Genomic DNA, 17,997 nt, shown 5'->3' on the forward strand with positions numbered 1-17,997 from the left:
TGTTACGAAAATTCTACCGCAACTAAGGGCTTAACTAATATCGGTGAGGCGTCGCGAATAATATCTCAGAGCGTCACCTGCACAAGACTAGGCGGTAAGCATTCCGTGCACTTTGTAAGGGAATGTATTTTTCAGGGATGAAAAATGACACAAATTTGCCGGGAGCAAATTTGAACAGCTTTAGCTGGCCCGTAGGGCAAACTTCAGGATGAAGTTTGTAACCGTACAGGGATGTATTCACAGCGTGTCCCGTCAAAGTTGTACGGTGTGCTTGCCGCCGGATGCAACGGGTTTGAATCTGCGTAACTATGTGTAGCGGTAGCGTTTAAAATAGAGTGGCTAAGGGCTTAAATGACATCTGCGAGCGAGCAGAATTTAGCAAGGAATAATGATTAAAAACATGACTGAGACATCGACAAATAACTTCTGGAGCATCTTCCGGATTTTCCTGGTACTGGGCCTGACCTCCTTCGGCGGGCCGGTAGCGCATCTTGGTTATTTTCGTACCGAGTTTGTTGAAAAACGTAAATGGCTGACTGAACGCGACTATGCTGAACTGGTGGCGTTATGCCAGTTCTTATCCGGCCCGGCCAGTAGCCAGGTTGGTTTAGCGCTTGGGTTATTGCGCGGGCGCTATCGCGGTGCGCTGGCTGCCTGGCTGGGTTTTACACTGCCATCGGCTGGGGTTTTGATTGCGTTTAGCCTAAGTTTGGCGATTTTACAAAGCCCGCTGTTGCAGGGCGCCTTGCAGGGCTTAAAGCTGGTGGCGGTTGCTGTGGTCGCTCATGCGGTTTGGGGGATGGCAAAAAGTTTATGTAATACGGTGCCAAAAGTCAGCATTATGGCGCTAAGTGCGGTGTTGTTGCTGTTATTTCCGGTTATCTGGTTGCAACCTGTAGTGATCCTGCTTGGTGCACTGCTCGGTTATTTTCTGTTAAAGCAGGAAGCAGCCGCTGCGGCCTCTGCCTTACCTCTTAGTGTGTCGAATACGGCAGCCAAGGCTTACGGTCTGTTATTTCTGGTCTTGTTATTCGGTTTACCGCTCGTGGCGCAGCTCTATCCCGGTGCTGTTGTCACCATGTTCGATATTTTCTACCGTGCCGGTGCGCTGGTATTTGGCGGTGGGCATGTGGTATTGCCACTGTTACAGGCCGAAGTGGTGCCAACGGATCTCGTCAGCGCCGATAACTTTATTGCCGGTTATGCGGCAGCGCAGGCGGTACCCGGCCCCTTGTTTACCTTTGCCGCTTTTTTAGGTGCCGCCAGTAATGGTGAACTAAGCGGTGTTTGGGGTGGGGTAGTAGCGCTGCTGGCCATCTTTTTACCGTCTTTTCTGGTGTTGGCGGCGGTGCTGCCGTACTGGCAAACACTGCGCGCTTCTATCCATGTCAGTCGCTTAATGGCCGGCGTGGGGGCCAGCGTCACCGGCATTCTGCTGTCAGCGCTGTATCAGCCAATCTGGCAAAGTAGTGTGTTCGGAGCCACTGATTTTGCGCTGGCACTGCTGGGTTTTATTGCGCTACAATTCTGGCGCCTGCCAGCCTGGTTACTGGTGCTGGCTGGCGCCCTGATTGGTATGGTAAGGGTGCTGTAGAGCCCCTTAGTTACTGCTTTAGAATCTCATCGACACTACCCTGCGCCAGTGGGTGATAACCTGGCCGCGCCTGTTGATAGACCTTACGGGCGAAGGCCAGGCCATCCGGCGTTTTCGCCAGCTCGCGGTACAGTGGCAGGATCAGTTTGCGCCGCCCGATGCTAATCAGATAGCGCTCTAATGCCGGTAGCACTTCGCGATAGCCGGTTTTTAGGGCTAACAGATACCAGGCGTGGGCAATTTCGCTATTGGTCGATTGCGTCAGGTTAAAGCCATTATCCAGCTGCTGTAACTGGCCGGGACTAATGCTCAGCGGCAGGTTATTGATAAAATATAGCCACTCATGCACTGTCCAGTCTGCCGTCGGCAGCTCATCGAGGGTGCGTAAACCTGATAACCAGGCATTGCTATGTTGTTGTACCCTGACAAAGGCATCTGATTGCGGGTTGGGGGCTGTCGCCGGTAAGCCCCGGCCATGGATCCATTCCTGCACTTCGGCGGCACTGACTTTTCCGGGATGCTTATCCAGCAAATTCGCTGTTAAGTAAGCTTCAAAGGCCGCCGTGGTGATACTTTGAAAGGCATGATCGTCGAAGTATTTTCTGACGAAAGGATCAAAGACCTCACGGCCAAAGCGGCTTTCCAAAAACATCAGAAACAGTTGTCCCTTGGTATAGGGCACGCCACTAAAAGCATCATCCGGATCGCGGCCCTTCAGATCGAGGTAGAGCCGGCTATCGTCCGGATCCAGACTGGACAATTCTTGCTTTAGATCCTGCACCGACAGGGCTTGCTCCATAATGGCGCGATCGGTGCCAAACACCTGCTCCATAATGCGGTTTTCAACATAGGAGGTAAAGCCCTCGTTTAACCACAAGTCCTGCCAGGTCGCGTTGGTCACCAGATTGCCGGACCAGGAATGCGCCAGCTCGTGGGCAATCAGATTAACCAAGCTACTATCACCAGCCACTACCGTGGGTGTAATAAAAGACAACACCGGGTTTTCCATGCCACCAAACGGAAAGCTGGGCGGTAAGATCAGTAAATCATAACGGCCCCAGCGATAGTCACCGTATAGCTGTTCGGTTACATCAATCATCTGTTGCGTGCTGGCGAACTCTTTGGCCGCGGCCTCCAGAATATAAGCTTCGGCATAAACGCCGGTTTGCTCACTCATGGCTTTAAATTCGAGATCACCGACGGCGATGGCCAGCAAATAGGGCGGGATCGCCTGCGGCATAGTAAAGCGGTAATCGCCACTGCGCACTGCGCCGGGGGCGGTTGGCGCACTCATTACCGCCAGCAGGTCTTTGTCAGTTTGAATGCGGGCACTATAAGTCAGGCGCACCGCGGGCGTATCCTGAATCGGGATCCAGCTTCTGGCATGGATCGCCTGATTCTGGCTAAACATAAAGGGTTGCGTTTTCGCAGCGGTTTGTTCTTTGCTCAGCCATTGCAAGCCTGAGGCCTGCGGTTGTGACTGATAATGAATACGTAGCGTATCGGCCTGAAAACCCGGCTCTATCGTCAGCTTACTACCCAGCACCGGCTCAGCGGCGGCCAAACTAAAGGGCACTTTACGCCACTGGCCATCAGCGCGGCGGGCATACACCTGTTTAATGACTAAATCCCGGGTATCCAGATAAACCGTGTTCGCCGTTTGGTTTTGCCAGTTTAACGTCAGATCGGCAAAACCGGTCAGGGCTTTTTGTTCAAAATCGACCGCCAAATCCAGATAGAGATGGCTGACTTTCACATCCTGTAAATTGGCGTAGGTATAGGCATCATCAGCGGCTTGGATTAATGAGCTACCTAACAGCAGCGCGCCCAGTGCAGAAGCACGTGCACAAGATAGAGCAGAAAAACGTAACGACATAGCAAACCTTATTCTTATTCAGCTAAAGTACAGTCAACAAGGTATGTAATAGTCGCACTTATGTAAAGGGAAGAACCATCATGCTGAGATTAACCACCGCTTTTAGTCTGTTAGTTGCTGCTGCCAGTGTCACCGCCAGTCCGTTACCTGATTTTCCGTTTATCAATGTTACCGGTCAGGCGACGTTGGAAGTGGCCCCCGACAAAGCTCAGATCCGCTTTGTCTTGCGCCAGACGGGGGCAACTGCTGAACAGGCTACCCGGGCTGTGTATCAGCAAGGCGAAAGTTTGCTGAAGTTTTTGCAAGCGCAAGGCTTAACTGAGAAAGCACTGGATGCGGCGCAGATCAATAAAGAAGCGCTGTATAAAGACTACCAGGACAGAACCATCACCGGCTATGAAGCCAGTCAGCCGATCACCCTGACACTGACGAATTTGGAGCAGTATGTGACGGTAATGGATTATCTGTTTACCCAGCCACAGATTTTTTCTATTCACAGCAGCTTTGATCACAGCAAACGCGAGGAATTTGAACTGACGCTAAGTGAAAAAGCCGGCGCGGATGCCCGTGCCCGTGCCAACCGCTTAGCCGCGGCGCAAGGCGTAAAACTCAGCACCGTGTTTGCCATTACCGAGAACGCTGGTTTCGGTAATCTGGCCGGTGATTTTGGCTTTGGCGGTGGCCAGGTAAGTTATGGCCGGATGGAGAAAATGAGTGCCGACAGCGGCATGGCCGGGGCCTTGTTAGCGCCGAAACAGATTACGCTGCAAAAAAGCGTGAATGTCATTTATAAGCTCAATCCTTAAGCCATATCAAGTTAGCGCTAAGCAGTAAGATCCTCAGCTGCTATGCTTTAGGCAGGCAGGTAGGGGACTATTAATGGTCGAAGCAAAAGCGTTTCAGATTTGGGTTGAAAACAGGGTAGTTCTGGCTTGTATTCGTGGCTGCTGGGATCGTTTTTCGGCTGAGGATTATAGCCGGGCTTTTAAGGCTGCCGCCAGCAGGCTTACCGGTCAGCCTTGGGCGCATATCGTGTATCTGGATGACTGGCAACTGGGTACGCCCGATATTGAGCCGATAGTGCAGGAACTGGTGGGCTGGTGTTTGCAAAATGGTCTGATTGTTACCGCTCAGGTTTATTGCCCGCACAGTGTTAAGCGCTATCAACTGGATAAAATGATTATCGAGAAAACTCCGACCTTTGAGCGGCGGGGGTACGCGAATGAAGATGATGCTTTTAACTGGCTGGAACAGCAAGGCTTCAGCGTCCACCATGCTTCGTTACAACGTTGCGTCTAATTAAGCCGCGTGATTGGCCAAAAAGTCAATTCACGCTAATTTTAGCCTCCGATACAGGTAAGACTTGCAAACCGAAACCGGAGGCTATTACGACGATGAGTGCGCTGTTCGTTAATTGGTTCGGTGTTTCATCCGCTGCCGCAGATCCATCGTCAGACTATAAACGACATATAGCGCTACGACTGGTACCAAACCAAACAGAATACCTTGTTGTAAGCTTGGCAGATAATCCAGTTTTAGTGACAGAGCAATCAGGAACCAGGTATAAGCCACATAACACAGCAGGAATAATGTACCTTCTATCCGGTTGAGAATTGCACCGGCAAAGAAAAACGGCACACAAAGCACTGCCACGGCTACCATCACCGGAATATCAATCGCAGACATTTGGGCACCAGCCAGCAGCGGCGTGGGTGAGACTAAACCAGATAAACCTAATACACAGAGGATATTAAAGATATTACTGCCGACTACGTTACCGACGGCAATATCACGCTCGCCGCGAATCGTTGCGATAATCGATGTGACTACTTCTGGCAAAGATGTGCCGGCAGCAACGATGGTCAGACCAATCACGGCTTCGTTAACACCCCAAGCGGTAGCCAGTTCAATGGCACTTTGTACTAACCAACGTGCACCCAACACCAGTAACACCAAACCACCTACGACCAGCATAGCACTGTGCCAGGCAGGTTTTTTCTCTTTCAGCATCTCGCCGACTTCGTCATCTTCCATTTCTGCAGCGGGCTGTGATTTGCCCTGATAAAACAGAAAAGCGGTGTATGCGAGTAAACCTGCAAACAATATAGCGGCTTCAAAACGTGAAATCTGACCATTTAACGCCATACACATCGCAACAACTGAAACCAGTACCATAATAGGCACGTCCTGGCGAATTAGTTGCTTGGAAATGATAAGTGGCATAATCAGTGCTGACACGCCTAGGATAAAGAGAACGTTGAAGATATTACTGCCAACCACGTTGGCGATAGCCAGCTCAGCCTGGCCGGAATAGGCGGCTTTCACTGAAACGGCAAGCTCAGGAGCGCTGGTGCCAAAGGCGACCACAGTCAAACCGATCACTAAGGTTGGCACACCAAAAGAAGCAGCTAAGCGGGCAGCACCTTTGACTAAGGTATCCGCGCCGATCACCAGTAAAATAAGCCCAGCAGCAAGCATTAACCAGGTTAACATGACGATGCATCCTAAAAAGTATGGTATTGGTTAAGACGAATAATAAAACCGGCGCAATTGTAACCCGAAACCCGACTAAAAAATCAGGTGTTAAGCAAGGTATTTTTGTCTTTCATACCTAAACGCTAATAAACTGGCGCGGCTGTTGGTGCAGCGGCTTACACCAATTGCTATAATTTGCCGCCCGATCCTACTGCTGTTTCTTGTTTAAGGTCCTGCTTAATGTCGCAACCCCTGATTGACCGCCCACTGCGCGGTATTATCGCTATGCTGCTGGCGGTGGCGTTTTTTTCGGCGATGGATGCCGGTATGAAAGCTTTAACGGCGTATCATAGCCCGATGCAGATCACCGCGCTACGTGGTGCCTTAGCCTGGCCATTAGTTTTGCTGTGGTTGTGCAGCAGTGGCGCTATTAAACACATATTTCAAACCCGCTGGTCGCTGCATCTGCTGCGCGCTGCACTCGGTATTACCATGCTGTGGGCCTTTGTATTTAGCTTGCAAACGCTGGCACTGGCCGATGCTTATGCCATTTTCTTTGCTGCGCCCTTTATTATTACCCTGCTGTCGGCCTGGTGGCTGAAAGAGTATGTGGCACCGCGGCAGTATCTGGTGTTGGTGATTGGCCTGGCGGCGGTGTGTTATATGTTAAAACCGGATGCCGGGCAGTGGCTAAGTTTAGGGGCTTTAGCGGCACTGTTGGCGGCCTGTTGCTATGCGGTGTCAGCGATTACGGTGCGGGTGCTGGCGCGCTCAGACAGCGCTGCCAATATGGTGTTCTGGCTGATGACCTTTTTAACCCTGGGTGCCACAGCGCTGGCATTGCCGAACTGGCAGCCGTTACAAGCGCAGCTATGGCCGGTCTATCTGCTGATTGGTGTCTGTGGCTTTCTGGGGCAAATTACGATTACCGAAGCCTTTCGCATTGCGCCGGCGGCAATAGTCGCGCCCTTTGAGTATACGGCGCTGCTGTGGGGCATAGGCTTTGATATTGCGTTATGGCAACTGTATCCGGGGCGCAGTGTTTTGCTCGGTGCCACTGTTATTATGCTCTGTGGTTTGTATCTGCTGTGGCAGCAAAGGCGCGGTCATTAGCTTACCAACATCAGCGCCACAAGCCCAGCTTATCGCCGGCACTCAGTTTTCGTTGCAGCAGCTGCAGTGTTTGCTGTTGCCCGTCTGAACGGTCATTTAACCAATGCACAAAAACCCCGACAAAAAGCGCGCTGAGTGCCAGTTCCTGACCAATTCGCGCCAGGCCACTGGCACTTAGTGCTGCCGCTTCGCGCAGCCACTGCACCGTCGCGCTGATCCTAAGCAGCGCCGCTGCCTGCAGATGAACATGACCCGGTTCCAGCTTATACAGCAACATTTGCCCGGTTTGTTGTTGATAAGGGGCCAGAGCATTAAGCCAGCTGCTAATGGCCAAATATAAGCGCTCGCTTGCTGACCGCCCCTGATAGCTGTGGCTTAGCATCTGTTGATCGGCACGGTCAAACCAGGCATCGGCCAGCTGATCTTTGGTGCTGATCTGTTGATAAAGCGCACTGAGCGGACAGTTAAGGGCTGAAGCGATATCGCAGAGCCGCAATTGCTCCCAACTGCTGGTGGCAGCCAGCTGTAAGGCGGTGTCGAGGATCTGTGCTTTAGAGGGAACTTCCATTGGCATCTTTGGCTCCGACTGCAATACTGAGTTAAGTATAGTGGCAGCGGGCGAAAAAACGCCGGCAACAGCGTGAAATCTGTGCCGGCGTTTGATTAGAGCGTGCTGCGTTTGTATGCAGCACTAATGCTTACAACCCCAACTTGGTTGGCATGGCTGGCGCCTGCCGGTGGTCCTGCGGTGGGTTGGCTTTTAGCTGTTGCAGCGTGTGTTCAATTGCACGCTCCAGCTGCACATCGATGCCGCGGTTAACGGCTATCGGATCCAGCTCTACCTCGATGTCCGGCGCCACCCCTTCGTTTTCCACCCGCCATTCGCCATCCGGCGTATAGAAGCGGAAATAGGGCACCACATGGAAGCCGCCATCGATCATCGCTGGATTAGCCGAAATACCAATCAGACCACCCCAGGTACGGGTACCTATGGTTTTGCCCAGGCCCAACCGTTTAAAAGCCCAGGGCAGGAAGTCGCCGCCTGAGCCGGCATCCTGGTCAATTAACATGGTTTTCGGGCCATAGATACCCGCTCCCGGCGTAGTAAAGCCGGCGCCGGCCCGATCTTTCCAGCCAGCCAGGAAGGGGCGGGCCAGAATTTCGGTGATATAGTTCGCCGCCTGACCGCCGCCATTTTTACGCTCATCGATAATCAGCGCCGGCTTTTCGGTTTGCGCAAAGAACATCCGGTTAAAGAAGTAGAAACCGCCATCGGCCGTATTTGGCAGGTAAACATAGGCAACCTGGCCCTGGGTCTTTTCTTCAACCCGTTTACGATTGTTTTCTACCCAATGCCAGAGCCGTAGCTGACTTTCATCGGTAACTGGCTCTACAGTAATATCGCGTTTGTTACGGCCACGCACATCGTCGGCCAGTGTCAGGCGAACTTGCTTGCCGGCCGTATTATCTAACAACTGATAGATATTTTGCGCAGCAGTGAGCTCGACACCGTTAATGGCCAGCAGGTAATCACCGGCCTTGGCACTGGCGCCAGGCGTCGCCAGCGGCGCGCGCAGGAAGGGGCTCCAGCGATCGCCCTGATATACAGTTTGGATTCGGTAGCGATTATTATCAATTGCAAAATCGGCACCCAGTAAGCCTACGCCGGTGCTGGCAGCCTGGTAGATATCGCCGCCACCAATCCGGTTATGGCCAACCTGTAGCTCGGCAATCATCTCGACCAGCACGTCGTTCAGATCTTCACGGCGCTGCACATGCGCCAGCATCGGCTGGTACTTATCGTAAATACCTTGCCAGTTAATACCATGCAGTGCCGGATCGTAGAAGTAATCGCGCTGCATCCGCCAGGCATCATCAAAGATTTGCTGCCATTCCACAGCCGGATCGATAAAGCTACGCACCTGACTCAGATCCAGGGCTTTAGGTTCAGGCTTGGCGACCGCATCAGCCAGTTGCAGCCGGTTCGGTAAACTGACCAGTAACAATTTTTTGCCATCACTGCTCAGCTCGTAGTCATTCAGCCCTTGCTGAACTAACGCTGCTTTGCGCTCTGTAAAATCAAAGCGATACAAGCTGGCGCTATTGCGGTTATCGCTGCCTGGTGGCTCGTTACTGGCACCGCTTTGTGGCAGCTCCAGATAGAACAGGGCACCGTCACTGGCAACTTCCAGTCGTCTATAATTGCGCTCGGCCACTGGCAAGCCAACAATACGATCCTGAATGCCGTTAAAATCCAACTGTACCGGTTTAACCACAGCGGCTTTGTCATCGGTATCGGTTTTGGCGGCAGCTTTTTTCGGGCTTTCTTCGTCGCTGCGAGGCAACAACGGCGACTTGCCGTTAGCGGCAAGCACTGCAGCATAAAGCGCTGAGCGCACCGGCCGTTCCCGGGTAGACAGATCCAAACCTACCTGCGCCGGCCCCGTATTTACAGACGCAGCAAAATACAGATAATCCTGGCTAAACACCGGGCTGGTGGCATGGCTTAAGCCATCGGTTAACTGTTGACTGCGTTGCAGCGTAAAGTCATAGATCTTGATTTGGCTAAAGTAATTTTCGCCCACTGTGGTATAGGCCAGATAGCGGCTATCCGGTGAAAAACTGACGCTAAAATTCTGCCGGCGTAATGACGTATCCAGTTTGGCTTCGCGTTTGCGCTTTAAATCATAAGCATACAAATTCAGGTTGCTGTCCTGATATATCAGCACATTGGCATCCGGTGACCAGCTCAGCAGGTTGTAGTAACCGCTGCTCCCAAGAGCAATAGTGGTTGCCTGGCTGCTGCCATCCTGATTGCTGATCACCAGCTGATGCTGGTTACCCTGATCAGAAATATAGGCCACTTTGCTGCCGTCCGGGCTCCAGTGGGCATCAAATTCCCGCACGCCCGCACTTTGCGTCAGATTACGTGTCGAACCCTCTTTGGCCGGTACGGTAAAGATATCACCGCGGGCACTAACCAGAATTCGCTGGCCGGTGGCAGATAAACGGGCTGAGGTCAGGGTTTTGCTGGCATCTTTCCACTGCGGCCGCCGTTGTTCCGATTGGGTATTAAGTTGCACCACCAATTGCTGACTCTGGCCGCTGGTCAGATCCAGCTGGTATAAATATCCCCCAGCCTCATATACCACCTGATTATCAAAACCGGCTGCCGAGCGGATATCCCAATCACGCAGTGTGGTTAACTGCTCTACCTGCTGGTTGCGATAGCGGAACAGATTAACCGCCTGATTATCACGGTCCGATAAAAAATACACCTCATTATTTAACCAAAACGGATTGAGGTTGTTGGCATTGGGTTGTGGTATTTTTTCCAGCTGTTGTTGTTCCAGATCGAGGATCCAGATCGGTGGCGTACTGCCACCACGATGCAGCCGCCAGCCACTGCTGCCGCTATAGGCCAGATTATTTGGCCGGTAAGCCAGTTTCTTACCATCGGCAGATAACTCACCTTCAAAGGCCACGGCTGGCATCAGTTTTTGTTCATAACCGCCGCTTACTGCGACCTGATATAGCTGATTACTGCGACTATTGGCTACCTCACGGTTTGAAGCAAACAACACCTTGCTGCCATCAGGGCTCCAGCCGTTGACGGTATCGGCACCGGGGTGCCAGGTCAGGCGCTTCGCGGCGCCACCCGTAGCAGGCATCACGTAAACGTCGGTGTTATTATCATAGGCTGCTGAAAAAGCGATCCAGTTACCGTCGGGTGAAAATTTTGGCGCAAACTCAGCTGCCGGATGGCTGGTCAGTTGTCGCGGTGCTGAGCCATCGCGGTTGGCAATCCAAAGATCACCACCGTACACAAACACCAACTGATTGGCGGAGATATCAGGTTGACGTAACAGCCGGCTGCCTTCACTGGCCATAGCGGTACCGCACAGGGCAAGCGTGCAGCACAGCGCCAGATAAGATCGAGCGTGCATAAGCAATTCCTTCGTTTTTGGTTTAGTTGTTATCTTAATCGCTTTATCTTAGCCAGAAATCTCGCTGCTTAACACCTGTTGCCGCTCATCTTCGGTCAGAATGCCGGTTAGCAGCGTTTTGCGGCGTAACCGGCGCATACTTTCGCTATCTTCCAGCAGGGCACGGCGAAACAGCTCCGGTTGGTCGAGCTGGGTCAGCATGCTGTACCAGCGAATATAGCCCCAGTGTTTAATCAGACCACTTTGGTAGCGCAGTTCCAACTTTTCCAATAAAGGTAGGGCCAGGTCTGGTTGAGCCAGCAGTTTTTCGGCGATAAGCTGATGCAGAGCAAGCAGTTGTTGGTCATTGTGCTGTTGCGCCCGGCTGGGCGGGCGACGGGAACGGCGACCGTTTAAAGATCGCATTGGCCGTTGACACAACGTTGGCGACGAGCGGCCCAAAACTGGTAAGCCTTGTTGGCCAGGGTATTAACCAGTGGCAGGCTTAACAGCCAGGGTAAAAAGCGCAGGCCGGCGGTGCGCCAGTAATAGAGCGTAGCGGGTAGGGCGGTGAGATAACGTTCGCCATCCCAGAGGTGAATTTCGGCCATCATCTGGCTACGACTGACGCCGGCAAAACCGGTAAAATCAGGCTTACTGATATCAACCAGTTCGATTTTGCCGCGCAGTTTCGGCCCCAGCCAGTTAATTTCATGCCGGCAAAGCCTGCAGCTGCCATCAAAAAACAGTTTTTTATTCAACGCAGTAGAGTTGTAATTAGTAAGCGACATAAAACCCCAGATGACACAGCACCACCACAGTCGTCAGCTGATTACGCAGACTACGGTAAGGTGCTGTATAGCGCAGATTGACGCCGCTGATTATTTCATAGCAACGTAAACCAGCAAAGAGTGCTGCCAAAATCAGCACGCTATAGGCTGGTAACAGCGCTAATGCCAGAATGGCCAACACCGGAAAACTCACCGCCCACAAAGCACGGCTTGCCGGCTCCGGCGATTGATACAGCACAGGCCAGAGCACGCCGGCCATAAAACCTAAAATCAGACAGCTGTAGAATTGGAATAACAACATCGCCTGTGCCGGCGCCATTAACGGCCAGAGCAGGCTGCAGAGTGGTAATAGTATAAAAGGGAGTAATCCCGCATAACCCAGAGGCGTAATCATCGACATTAAATATAAATCCTGTGATGTCGCTTTTACGCCCCGGATAGCGGCAGGGATCAGACCATACGCTGCTTATTAATCACGGTTTTACCAATCGGGGCCACCGCCAAACCGGCCAGTTTCAGATGCTGTAAACCAAACGGGATACCAATAATAGTGACAAAGCAGACAATGGCATGAAATAAGTGCCCGATCGCCAGCCAGATCCCGAAAAATACAAACCAGATAATATTACCCAGGGTGCCAAAGGCACCGGTGCCAATGTCGTCGACTTTATTCAGATAACGCCGGTTGATCACATCCTGACCAAAGGGCCAGAACGCCAGTTCACCCATCACAAAGCAAGCGCGGCCAAAGGGGATGCCGATAATACTGATAAAACAAAGCAGACCAATTAGCCACCAGGCCAACCCCATCACAAAGCCACCCAAAATAAACCAGAAGAAGTTAAAAATTAATCGTAACACGCTCATTTGTTTTTCCTTTTTGCTGTTGCGAAAGTCACTATGGAATTTGCTGTTATGCTGATGCCAATTCTATGCCATATTTTAAATGTTTGTTATTTAACAGAAATAAATTTTATGTCGGCGAAGCATTAGTCAGGTTCACCATAATATAGTCATTTTTCGATCCCAGTGTTGCGGTTTACTACGGCTGATCTATAATAATTTACTGTACCAACTGGTCGGTTTTTTGCTGTGGCTACAGTGGCCTCAAACCGGCCTCGGCACGGGAGCTTATCCTTGAATAAAAAATCTCAACTTACTAACAGTCAAATCATTCAGGCCGCACTCAGTGTTGCCGCTGAAAAAGGCGCCGGTAAAGTGACGCTGGATGCGGTTGCCAAAGCCGCTGGTGTCAGTAAAGGTGGTTTGATTTATCACTTCCCCAGTAAAGAGGCGTTAATTAGTGCCATGGTGCAACAGTTGATAGAGGAAGCTGAGTGCCAGCGTAGCTTGCAGGAGCGCACAGAAAGCTCGGCGTTGGCGGCGGTATTACAAACCCGCGCTCACTTTACCCGGCAGATTGCCGGCAATACCGCGATGGCGATTCTGGCCGCGGCCGCAGAGCAGCCCGCCTTGTTACAGCCGGTGCAGCAACACAATAAGGATGTGCTGCAGCAAATTCAGGCTGAACATGGCAATGCGCTGCAGGCAACCTTACTGTTACTGGCCAGTGAAGCACTGATTTATCACGATTTACTTAATTTATCCCCTTTTACCGCGGCAGAGCGCAGCGCGCTGGAACAACAATTAGTGCAACAGGCACGGGAGCTACAAGTATGAAGATGGCATTTAAATCACCCTGCTGGGTTTTGAGTATCGTTATTGGTTTAACTGCCTGCTCAGACGCGACGCCGCCTGCCACTGTGATAGTACCGACAGTAAAGCTCTATACCATTAATGGCGAAGAGCAAGCCAATAGCCGGCATTTTGTCGGGCGTATTGATGCGGTCAGTACAGTGGATCTGGCGTTTCAGGTCGGTGGCCGGGTAACCGAATTACCGGTGCAGCAAGGACAAGTCGTGCCTGCCGGAGAATTACTGGCCGCATTGGACCCGGCAGACTATCAATTGGCCGTCGAGCAGGCTGAAGTGCAGTTGGCGCAGGCCAGTCGTGATCTGGAGCGTGGCAAACCCTTGCGTGAGCAAGGTATTTTAACGCCATCAGCCTTTGATCAGTTGCAGACCAACTACGAAATTGCCCGGGTGGCGCTGGAAAATGCCCGCCGTAATCTGGACTACACTCAACTTAAAGCGCCCTTTGATGCGCTGGTTACCCGCAGGCTGGTCGAGCGTTTTGCCACTGTTGCTGCCGGTACGCCATTGTTACGAGTGCAAAATATTACCGAATTGCGTGTACATATTAACGTGCCGGAACAGATTATGCGCCAGGTCAGGGATACCAGTGACTATCTGGTTTCAGTGCGGTTATCAGAAGCCGCCAGCGAACGCTATCCTCTGGCTTACCGTGAACATGCCACTGAAGTTGATCCCTTAACTCAGACTTATCAGGTCTCGTTTGCGATGCCACGTTTGCCGGATGTTAATTTATTGCCTGGTATGACGGTGAATGTGGTGACCGAAAAAGTTGCCACTAACAGCACCGTCCTTATTCCGGTCTCGGCACTGGATACCGCGACACCGGAACAATTTTATGTCTGGCGCTATCAGCCCGAAACCCAAACTGTGCAGCGCATTGCCGTACAGGTTGGCACGGTGCGTGAGCAACAGATTGAAGTGCTCAGTGGCTTGAATCGTGGCGAGCAGGTGGTTTCTGCCGGGATTTATCAGTTACAGCCCGGGCAGCAGGTGCAGCCCTTTGTGGCCTACTAAGGAGCCTTCTGATGCGGATTGCCAGTTATGCAATTGAAAAGCAGGTTAATACCTGGCTGTTTATTATGCTGTGCTTTTTGGGCGGACTTTGGGCATTGGTCAGTATTGGCCGCTTAGAAGATCCGGCCTTTACGCTGAAAGAGGCGATTATTGTCACCCATTATCCGGGCGCGACTGCGTTGGAAGTGGAAGAGGAAGTGACGGAATTGCTGGAATCCGGTATTCAGCAATTATCACAATTAAAGCGTATTACCTCCAAGTCGATGCCGGGTAAATCGGAAATCCGGGTGCAAATTCAGGATAAGTATGACGGCAGTCAGATGCCACAGATTTGGGATGAGCTCAGGCGTAAGGTTAATGATGCCAGTATTCGCTTACCTTCAGGCGTGATGAAACCGATCGTTAATGACGATTTCGGTGATGTATTTGGTATTTTTTATGCCGTGACAACTGACGGTTTTTCCGATCGCGAAGTGCGCGAGCTGGCTACTTTTTTACGCCGTGAGATGCTGACGGTGCCTGGGGTGGCAAAAGTCCAGACCGCCGGCGAACCGGAAGAGCAAATCAGCGTAGAAATCTCACATGAGCGTTTGCTTGGGATTGGCCTGCCATTGCAATTGGTGGTCAACACCCTGCAAACCGAAAATGCAGTAGCACAAGCCGGCTCGGTGCAGGTGGGGGACAAAAGGGTTCGCCTGAACAGCAAACCAGGTCTGGATTCAATTGAGGCAATTGAAAATTTACGGATTGGCAAACCGGGCTCAACCGAGCAACTAAGCATTTTTGATGTTGCAACAGTGCGCCGGGATGAAGTTGAAGTGCCGTCGCAACTCATCCGCTTTAATGGCAAACCGGCCTTTACGTTGGCGATTTCCGGCCTGACTGATGCCAATATTGTCGATGTAGGTAAAGCGGTTGACCGGCATCTGGCGAAACTGGCAGAGCGTATCCCGCTTGGCGTAACCCTACATCCGATCTATCAGCAACATGTCGTGGTGGATAACGCCATTAACGACTTTATTGTTAACCTGATCTTGTCCGTGGTCATTGTTATTGCGGTGCTGTGTCTGACCATGGGTTGGCGGGTTGGTTTAGTCGTTGGCGGTACTTTGTTACTTACCGTCTTGGGTACCGTATTCTTTATGAAGCTGGCGAATATCGAAATGGAGCGGATTTCGCTCGGTGCCCTGATTATCGCCATGGGAATGTTAGTTGATAACGCCATCGTTGTGGCGGAAACCATGTTGATTAATATGCAGCGTGGCCAGAGTTCACGGCAGGCGGCGGATGAAGCGGCCAGTCGAACCCAGATCCCGCTGTTAGGCGCGACCGTGATTGGCATTATGGCCTTTGCTGGTATTGGCCTGTCGCCGGATAGTACCGGTGAGTTCTTGTTTTCACTGTTTGCCGTCATCGCGATTTCATTGCTGTTAAGTTGGGTGCTGGCGATTAGTGTTACGCCTTTGCTGGCGCATTATCTGTTTAAAGTCGATGCCAATAGTGCTGCTACCGATCCCTATGCGGCCGGTTTTTATCAGCGTTATGTCAGGGTGTTGCGCTTTGCCTTGCGCCAACGAGCGCTAACTCTGGGTGGTTTGGCGCTGCTAACGCTAATTAGTGTTATCGGTTTCGGGCAAGTGAAACAGGTATTTTTTCCAGCCTCCAATACGCCGATTTTTTATCTGAATTACTTTTTGCCCCAGGGCTCAGATATTCGCGCTACCTCGCGTGATCTGGCAGAAATCGAAGCCTTGGTGTTGGCGCAACCCGAAGTCGAATCAGTCAGTAGCTTCGTTGGCTCGGGGGCCAGTCGCTTTATGTTGACTTACGCACCGGAGCAGCCGAATGCCGCCTATGGCCAATTGATTATCCGTACCGCACACCGTGACCAGATCCCACCGCTGATGCAGCGGCTGCGCACTGAACTGCCGCCGCGCTTACCGCAGGCTGAGATCTACACCCAGCAACTGATGTTTGGGCCGGGCAGTGGTGCCAAGCTGCAAGCCAGGGTATCTGGCCCGGATGAACGCATCTTACGGCAGCTCGGCCAGCAAATTACCGAGTTAATGCGCCAAGAGCCGGCTATCACCGATTTACGGCAAAACTGGCGGCAACGGGAGCTGGTGATCGTACCGGACTTTAACGAAGAGCGGGCGCGGGTTGCCGGTATTAATCGCACTGATTTGGCGCAAACACTGGAGTTTGCCAGCACCGGAGTACGCAGTGGTGTCTACCGCGAACATGACAAGCAAATTCCCATCGTGGTCAGGCCGCCGGCGTCAGAGCGTTTCGATATCGACCGGCTGCAGGACCGGATGATTTGGAGTGCTAACGATAATACCTATATTCCGATTACGCAGGTGATTAATGGGCTGCAAACCCAAAGCGAAGAAGCGAAAATTCAGCGCCGCGACCGGTTAAGAACCCTTACTGTCGAAGCTGAGCCGGCCTTGGGTTATACCGCCGATCAGGCTTTAAAGTTGATCCGTCCGAAAATCGAGGCGCTGCCATTACCCAGTGGTTATCAACTGAGTTGGGGTGGTGAATATGAGAGCTCTGCTGAAGCTCAGCAATCGCTGGCCGCGCAATTACCCTTAAGTTTTATCGTGATGCTGGTGATCAGTATTCTGCTGTTCGGTGCGCTGAAGCAGCCGCTGGTGATTTGGTTAATTGTCCCGATGTCTATCTGTGGCGTGACCGCCGGTTTATTGGCAACGGGTCTGCCCTTTGGTTTTACGGCGTTGCTCGGTTTCCTTAGCTTATCAGGTATGCTGATGAAGAACGCCATCGTACTGGTAGACGAAATTGACCTGCAAATTCAGCAAAACAGCGATAAGGTTCAGGCGATAGTCCAGGCTAGCGTTAGCCGGATCCGGCCGGTATTACTGGCAGCCTTGACCACGATTCTGGGGATGTTGCCGCTGATTTGGGATGCGTTTTTCAATAGTATGGCAGTAACGATAATGGCCGGCCTAGCCTTTGCCACGGTATTAACCCTGGTCGCGGTGCCGGTACTGTATGCCATGCTGTTTCGGATAAAACCGGCCTGAGCTGGTTAAAACAGGGCCGGTTTTGCCGGCCCGGTGGCTACTTGGCGCAGCGAATACAAAGCTCAGTAAAGGGGATAGCGGTAAGACGTGCCAATTTAATGGCCTCGCCACACTGGGCACATTTATCGTAAGTGCCGTGTTCCATTCGGCCAAGCGCTCTGTTGATTTGTGCCAGTTCTTGCCGATCTTTTTGTTCTATGGCGCTTAATACTTCATCATTCTCACGTTCGGTTGCCTGTTCGGCAAAGTCGGCACTGCGACCTTGCGCAAAGTCGCGCTCAATGGCAGCGACCTGGCGCTCCAATTCTAATTTTCGGGCTAGCAGGCGACTTTTAAATTCCTGAAATGGCATTTGCGGCTCCTGTTTGCTGTTCTACCAACTTAAACTGTAGCAGAGCCGTTACAAGCTGCTGTTGATCTGGCGCACAAAAAATGTGCAGCGC

General features: G+C 51.9%; 16 protein-coding genes. 7 read left to right on the forward strand and 9 right to left on the reverse strand.

Going from position 1 to position 17,997, the window contains the following annotated elements; genetic code table 11:
* Nucleotides 1–388: 388 nt before the first annotated feature.
* A complete protein-coding gene (chrA, locus tag AAY72_RS04980) occupies nt 389–1,594 on the forward strand; it encodes a chromate efflux transporter (RefSeq protein ID WP_057785826.1) in 1,206 nt (401 codons plus the stop codon).
* A gap of 10 nt (nt 1,595–1,604) precedes the next feature.
* On the opposite strand, the gene AAY72_RS04985 is transcribed toward chrA, so the two are convergent.
* Complete coding sequence (locus tag AAY72_RS04985; protein WP_057785827.1) at nt 1,605–3,470, reverse strand: M1 family metallopeptidase; 1,866 nt, start codon at nt 3,468–3,470, stop codon at nt 1,605–1,607.
* 80 nt (nt 3,471–3,550) lie between these two features.
* On the opposite strand from AAY72_RS04985, the gene AAY72_RS04990 reads away from it, so the two are divergent.
* Nucleotides 3,551–4,276: an SIMPL domain-containing protein gene (locus AAY72_RS04990; RefSeq protein ID WP_057785828.1), complete on the forward strand. Its 726-nt coding sequence runs from the start codon at nt 3,551–3,553 to the stop codon at nt 4,274–4,276.
* 73 nt (nt 4,277–4,349) lie between these two features.
* Complete coding sequence (locus AAY72_RS04995; protein WP_057785829.1) at nt 4,350–4,769, forward strand: hypothetical protein; 420 nt, start codon at nt 4,350–4,352, stop codon at nt 4,767–4,769.
* Between the two features lie 111 nt (nt 4,770–4,880).
* On the opposite strand, the gene AAY72_RS05000 is transcribed toward AAY72_RS04995, so the two are convergent.
* Nucleotides 4,881–5,963, reverse strand: coding sequence for a calcium/sodium antiporter (locus tag AAY72_RS05000; protein ID WP_082628940.1), 1,083 nt, complete (start codon nt 5,961–5,963; stop codon nt 4,881–4,883).
* A 222-nt stretch (nt 5,964–6,185) separates the two neighbouring features.
* Between AAY72_RS05000 and AAY72_RS05005 the strand changes: the two genes are divergently transcribed.
* On the forward strand, nt 6,186–7,058 hold the full coding sequence (locus tag AAY72_RS05005; protein WP_057785831.1) for a DMT family transporter: 873 nt from the start codon (nt 6,186–6,188) through the stop codon (nt 7,056–7,058).
* 10 nt (nt 7,059–7,068) lie between these two features.
* Here the strand turns inward: AAY72_RS05005 and AAY72_RS05010 are convergent, their stop codons facing one another.
* The 6 genes from AAY72_RS05010 to AAY72_RS05035 form a co-directional block, all read right to left on the reverse strand.
* Nucleotides 7,069–7,632: a TetR/AcrR family transcriptional regulator gene (locus AAY72_RS05010; RefSeq protein ID WP_231728899.1), complete on the reverse strand. Its 564-nt coding sequence runs from the start codon at nt 7,630–7,632 to the stop codon at nt 7,069–7,071.
* 124 nt (nt 7,633–7,756) lie between these two features.
* A complete protein-coding gene (locus tag AAY72_RS05015; protein ID WP_057785832.1) occupies nt 7,757–11,005 on the reverse strand; it encodes a S41 family peptidase in 3,249 nt (1,082 codons plus the stop codon).
* 48 nt (nt 11,006–11,053) lie between these two features.
* Nucleotides 11,054–11,410 carry a hypothetical protein gene (locus tag AAY72_RS05020; protein WP_057785833.1) on the reverse strand — a complete coding sequence of 119 codons (357 nt, stop codon included), beginning with the start codon at nt 11,408–11,410 and terminating at the stop codon, nt 11,054–11,056.
* Entirely contained in the window at nt 11,398–11,775 is a 378-nt protein-coding gene (locus AAY72_RS05025) for a thiol-disulfide oxidoreductase DCC family protein (RefSeq protein WP_008983953.1), read from the reverse strand. The genes AAY72_RS05020 and AAY72_RS05025 overlap by 13 nt, the downstream gene beginning before the upstream one ends.
* Nucleotides 11,762–12,175 (reverse strand): DUF3429 domain-containing protein, encoded by a 414-nt coding sequence (locus tag AAY72_RS05030; RefSeq protein ID WP_008983952.1) that lies wholly within the window; start codon nt 12,173–12,175, stop codon nt 11,762–11,764. Before AAY72_RS05030 ends, AAY72_RS05025 begins: the two co-directional genes overlap by 14 nt.
* Before the next feature lie 50 nt (nt 12,176–12,225).
* Nucleotides 12,226–12,642 (reverse strand): YccF domain-containing protein, encoded by a 417-nt coding sequence (locus AAY72_RS05035; RefSeq protein ID WP_008983951.1) that lies wholly within the window; start codon nt 12,640–12,642, stop codon nt 12,226–12,228.
* A gap of 270 nt (nt 12,643–12,912) precedes the next feature.
* Here AAY72_RS05035 and AAY72_RS05040 point away from each other — a divergent pair, with 270 nt between their 5' ends.
* The 3 genes from AAY72_RS05040 to AAY72_RS05050 are packed head-to-tail and all read left to right on the forward strand — an operon-like array spanning nt 12,913 to nt 17,554.
* Nucleotides 12,913–13,455, forward strand: a complete 543-nt coding sequence (locus AAY72_RS05040; RefSeq protein WP_057785834.1) for a TetR/AcrR family transcriptional regulator — start codon at nt 12,913–12,915, stop codon at nt 13,453–13,455.
* Nucleotides 13,452–14,504: an efflux RND transporter periplasmic adaptor subunit gene (locus AAY72_RS05045; RefSeq protein WP_057785835.1), complete on the forward strand. Its 1,053-nt coding sequence runs from the start codon at nt 13,452–13,454 to the stop codon at nt 14,502–14,504. Before AAY72_RS05040 ends, AAY72_RS05045 begins: the two co-directional genes overlap by 4 nt.
* An 11-nt stretch (nt 14,505–14,515) precedes the next feature.
* A complete protein-coding gene (locus AAY72_RS05050) occupies nt 14,516–17,554 on the forward strand; it encodes an efflux RND transporter permease subunit (protein ID WP_057785836.1) in 3,039 nt (1,012 codons plus the stop codon).
* A gap of 37 nt (nt 17,555–17,591) precedes the next feature.
* On the opposite strand, the gene AAY72_RS05055 is transcribed toward AAY72_RS05050, so the two are convergent.
* Entirely contained in the window at nt 17,592–17,906 is a 315-nt protein-coding gene (locus tag AAY72_RS05055) for a TraR/DksA family transcriptional regulator (protein WP_008983947.1), read from the reverse strand.
* Nucleotides 17,907–17,997: the final 91 nt, after the last annotated feature.

It is taken from the genome of Alishewanella sp. WH16-1, from assembly GCF_001441695.1.
Taxonomy (GTDB): Bacteria; Pseudomonadota; Gammaproteobacteria; order Enterobacterales; family Alteromonadaceae; genus Alishewanella; species Alishewanella agri.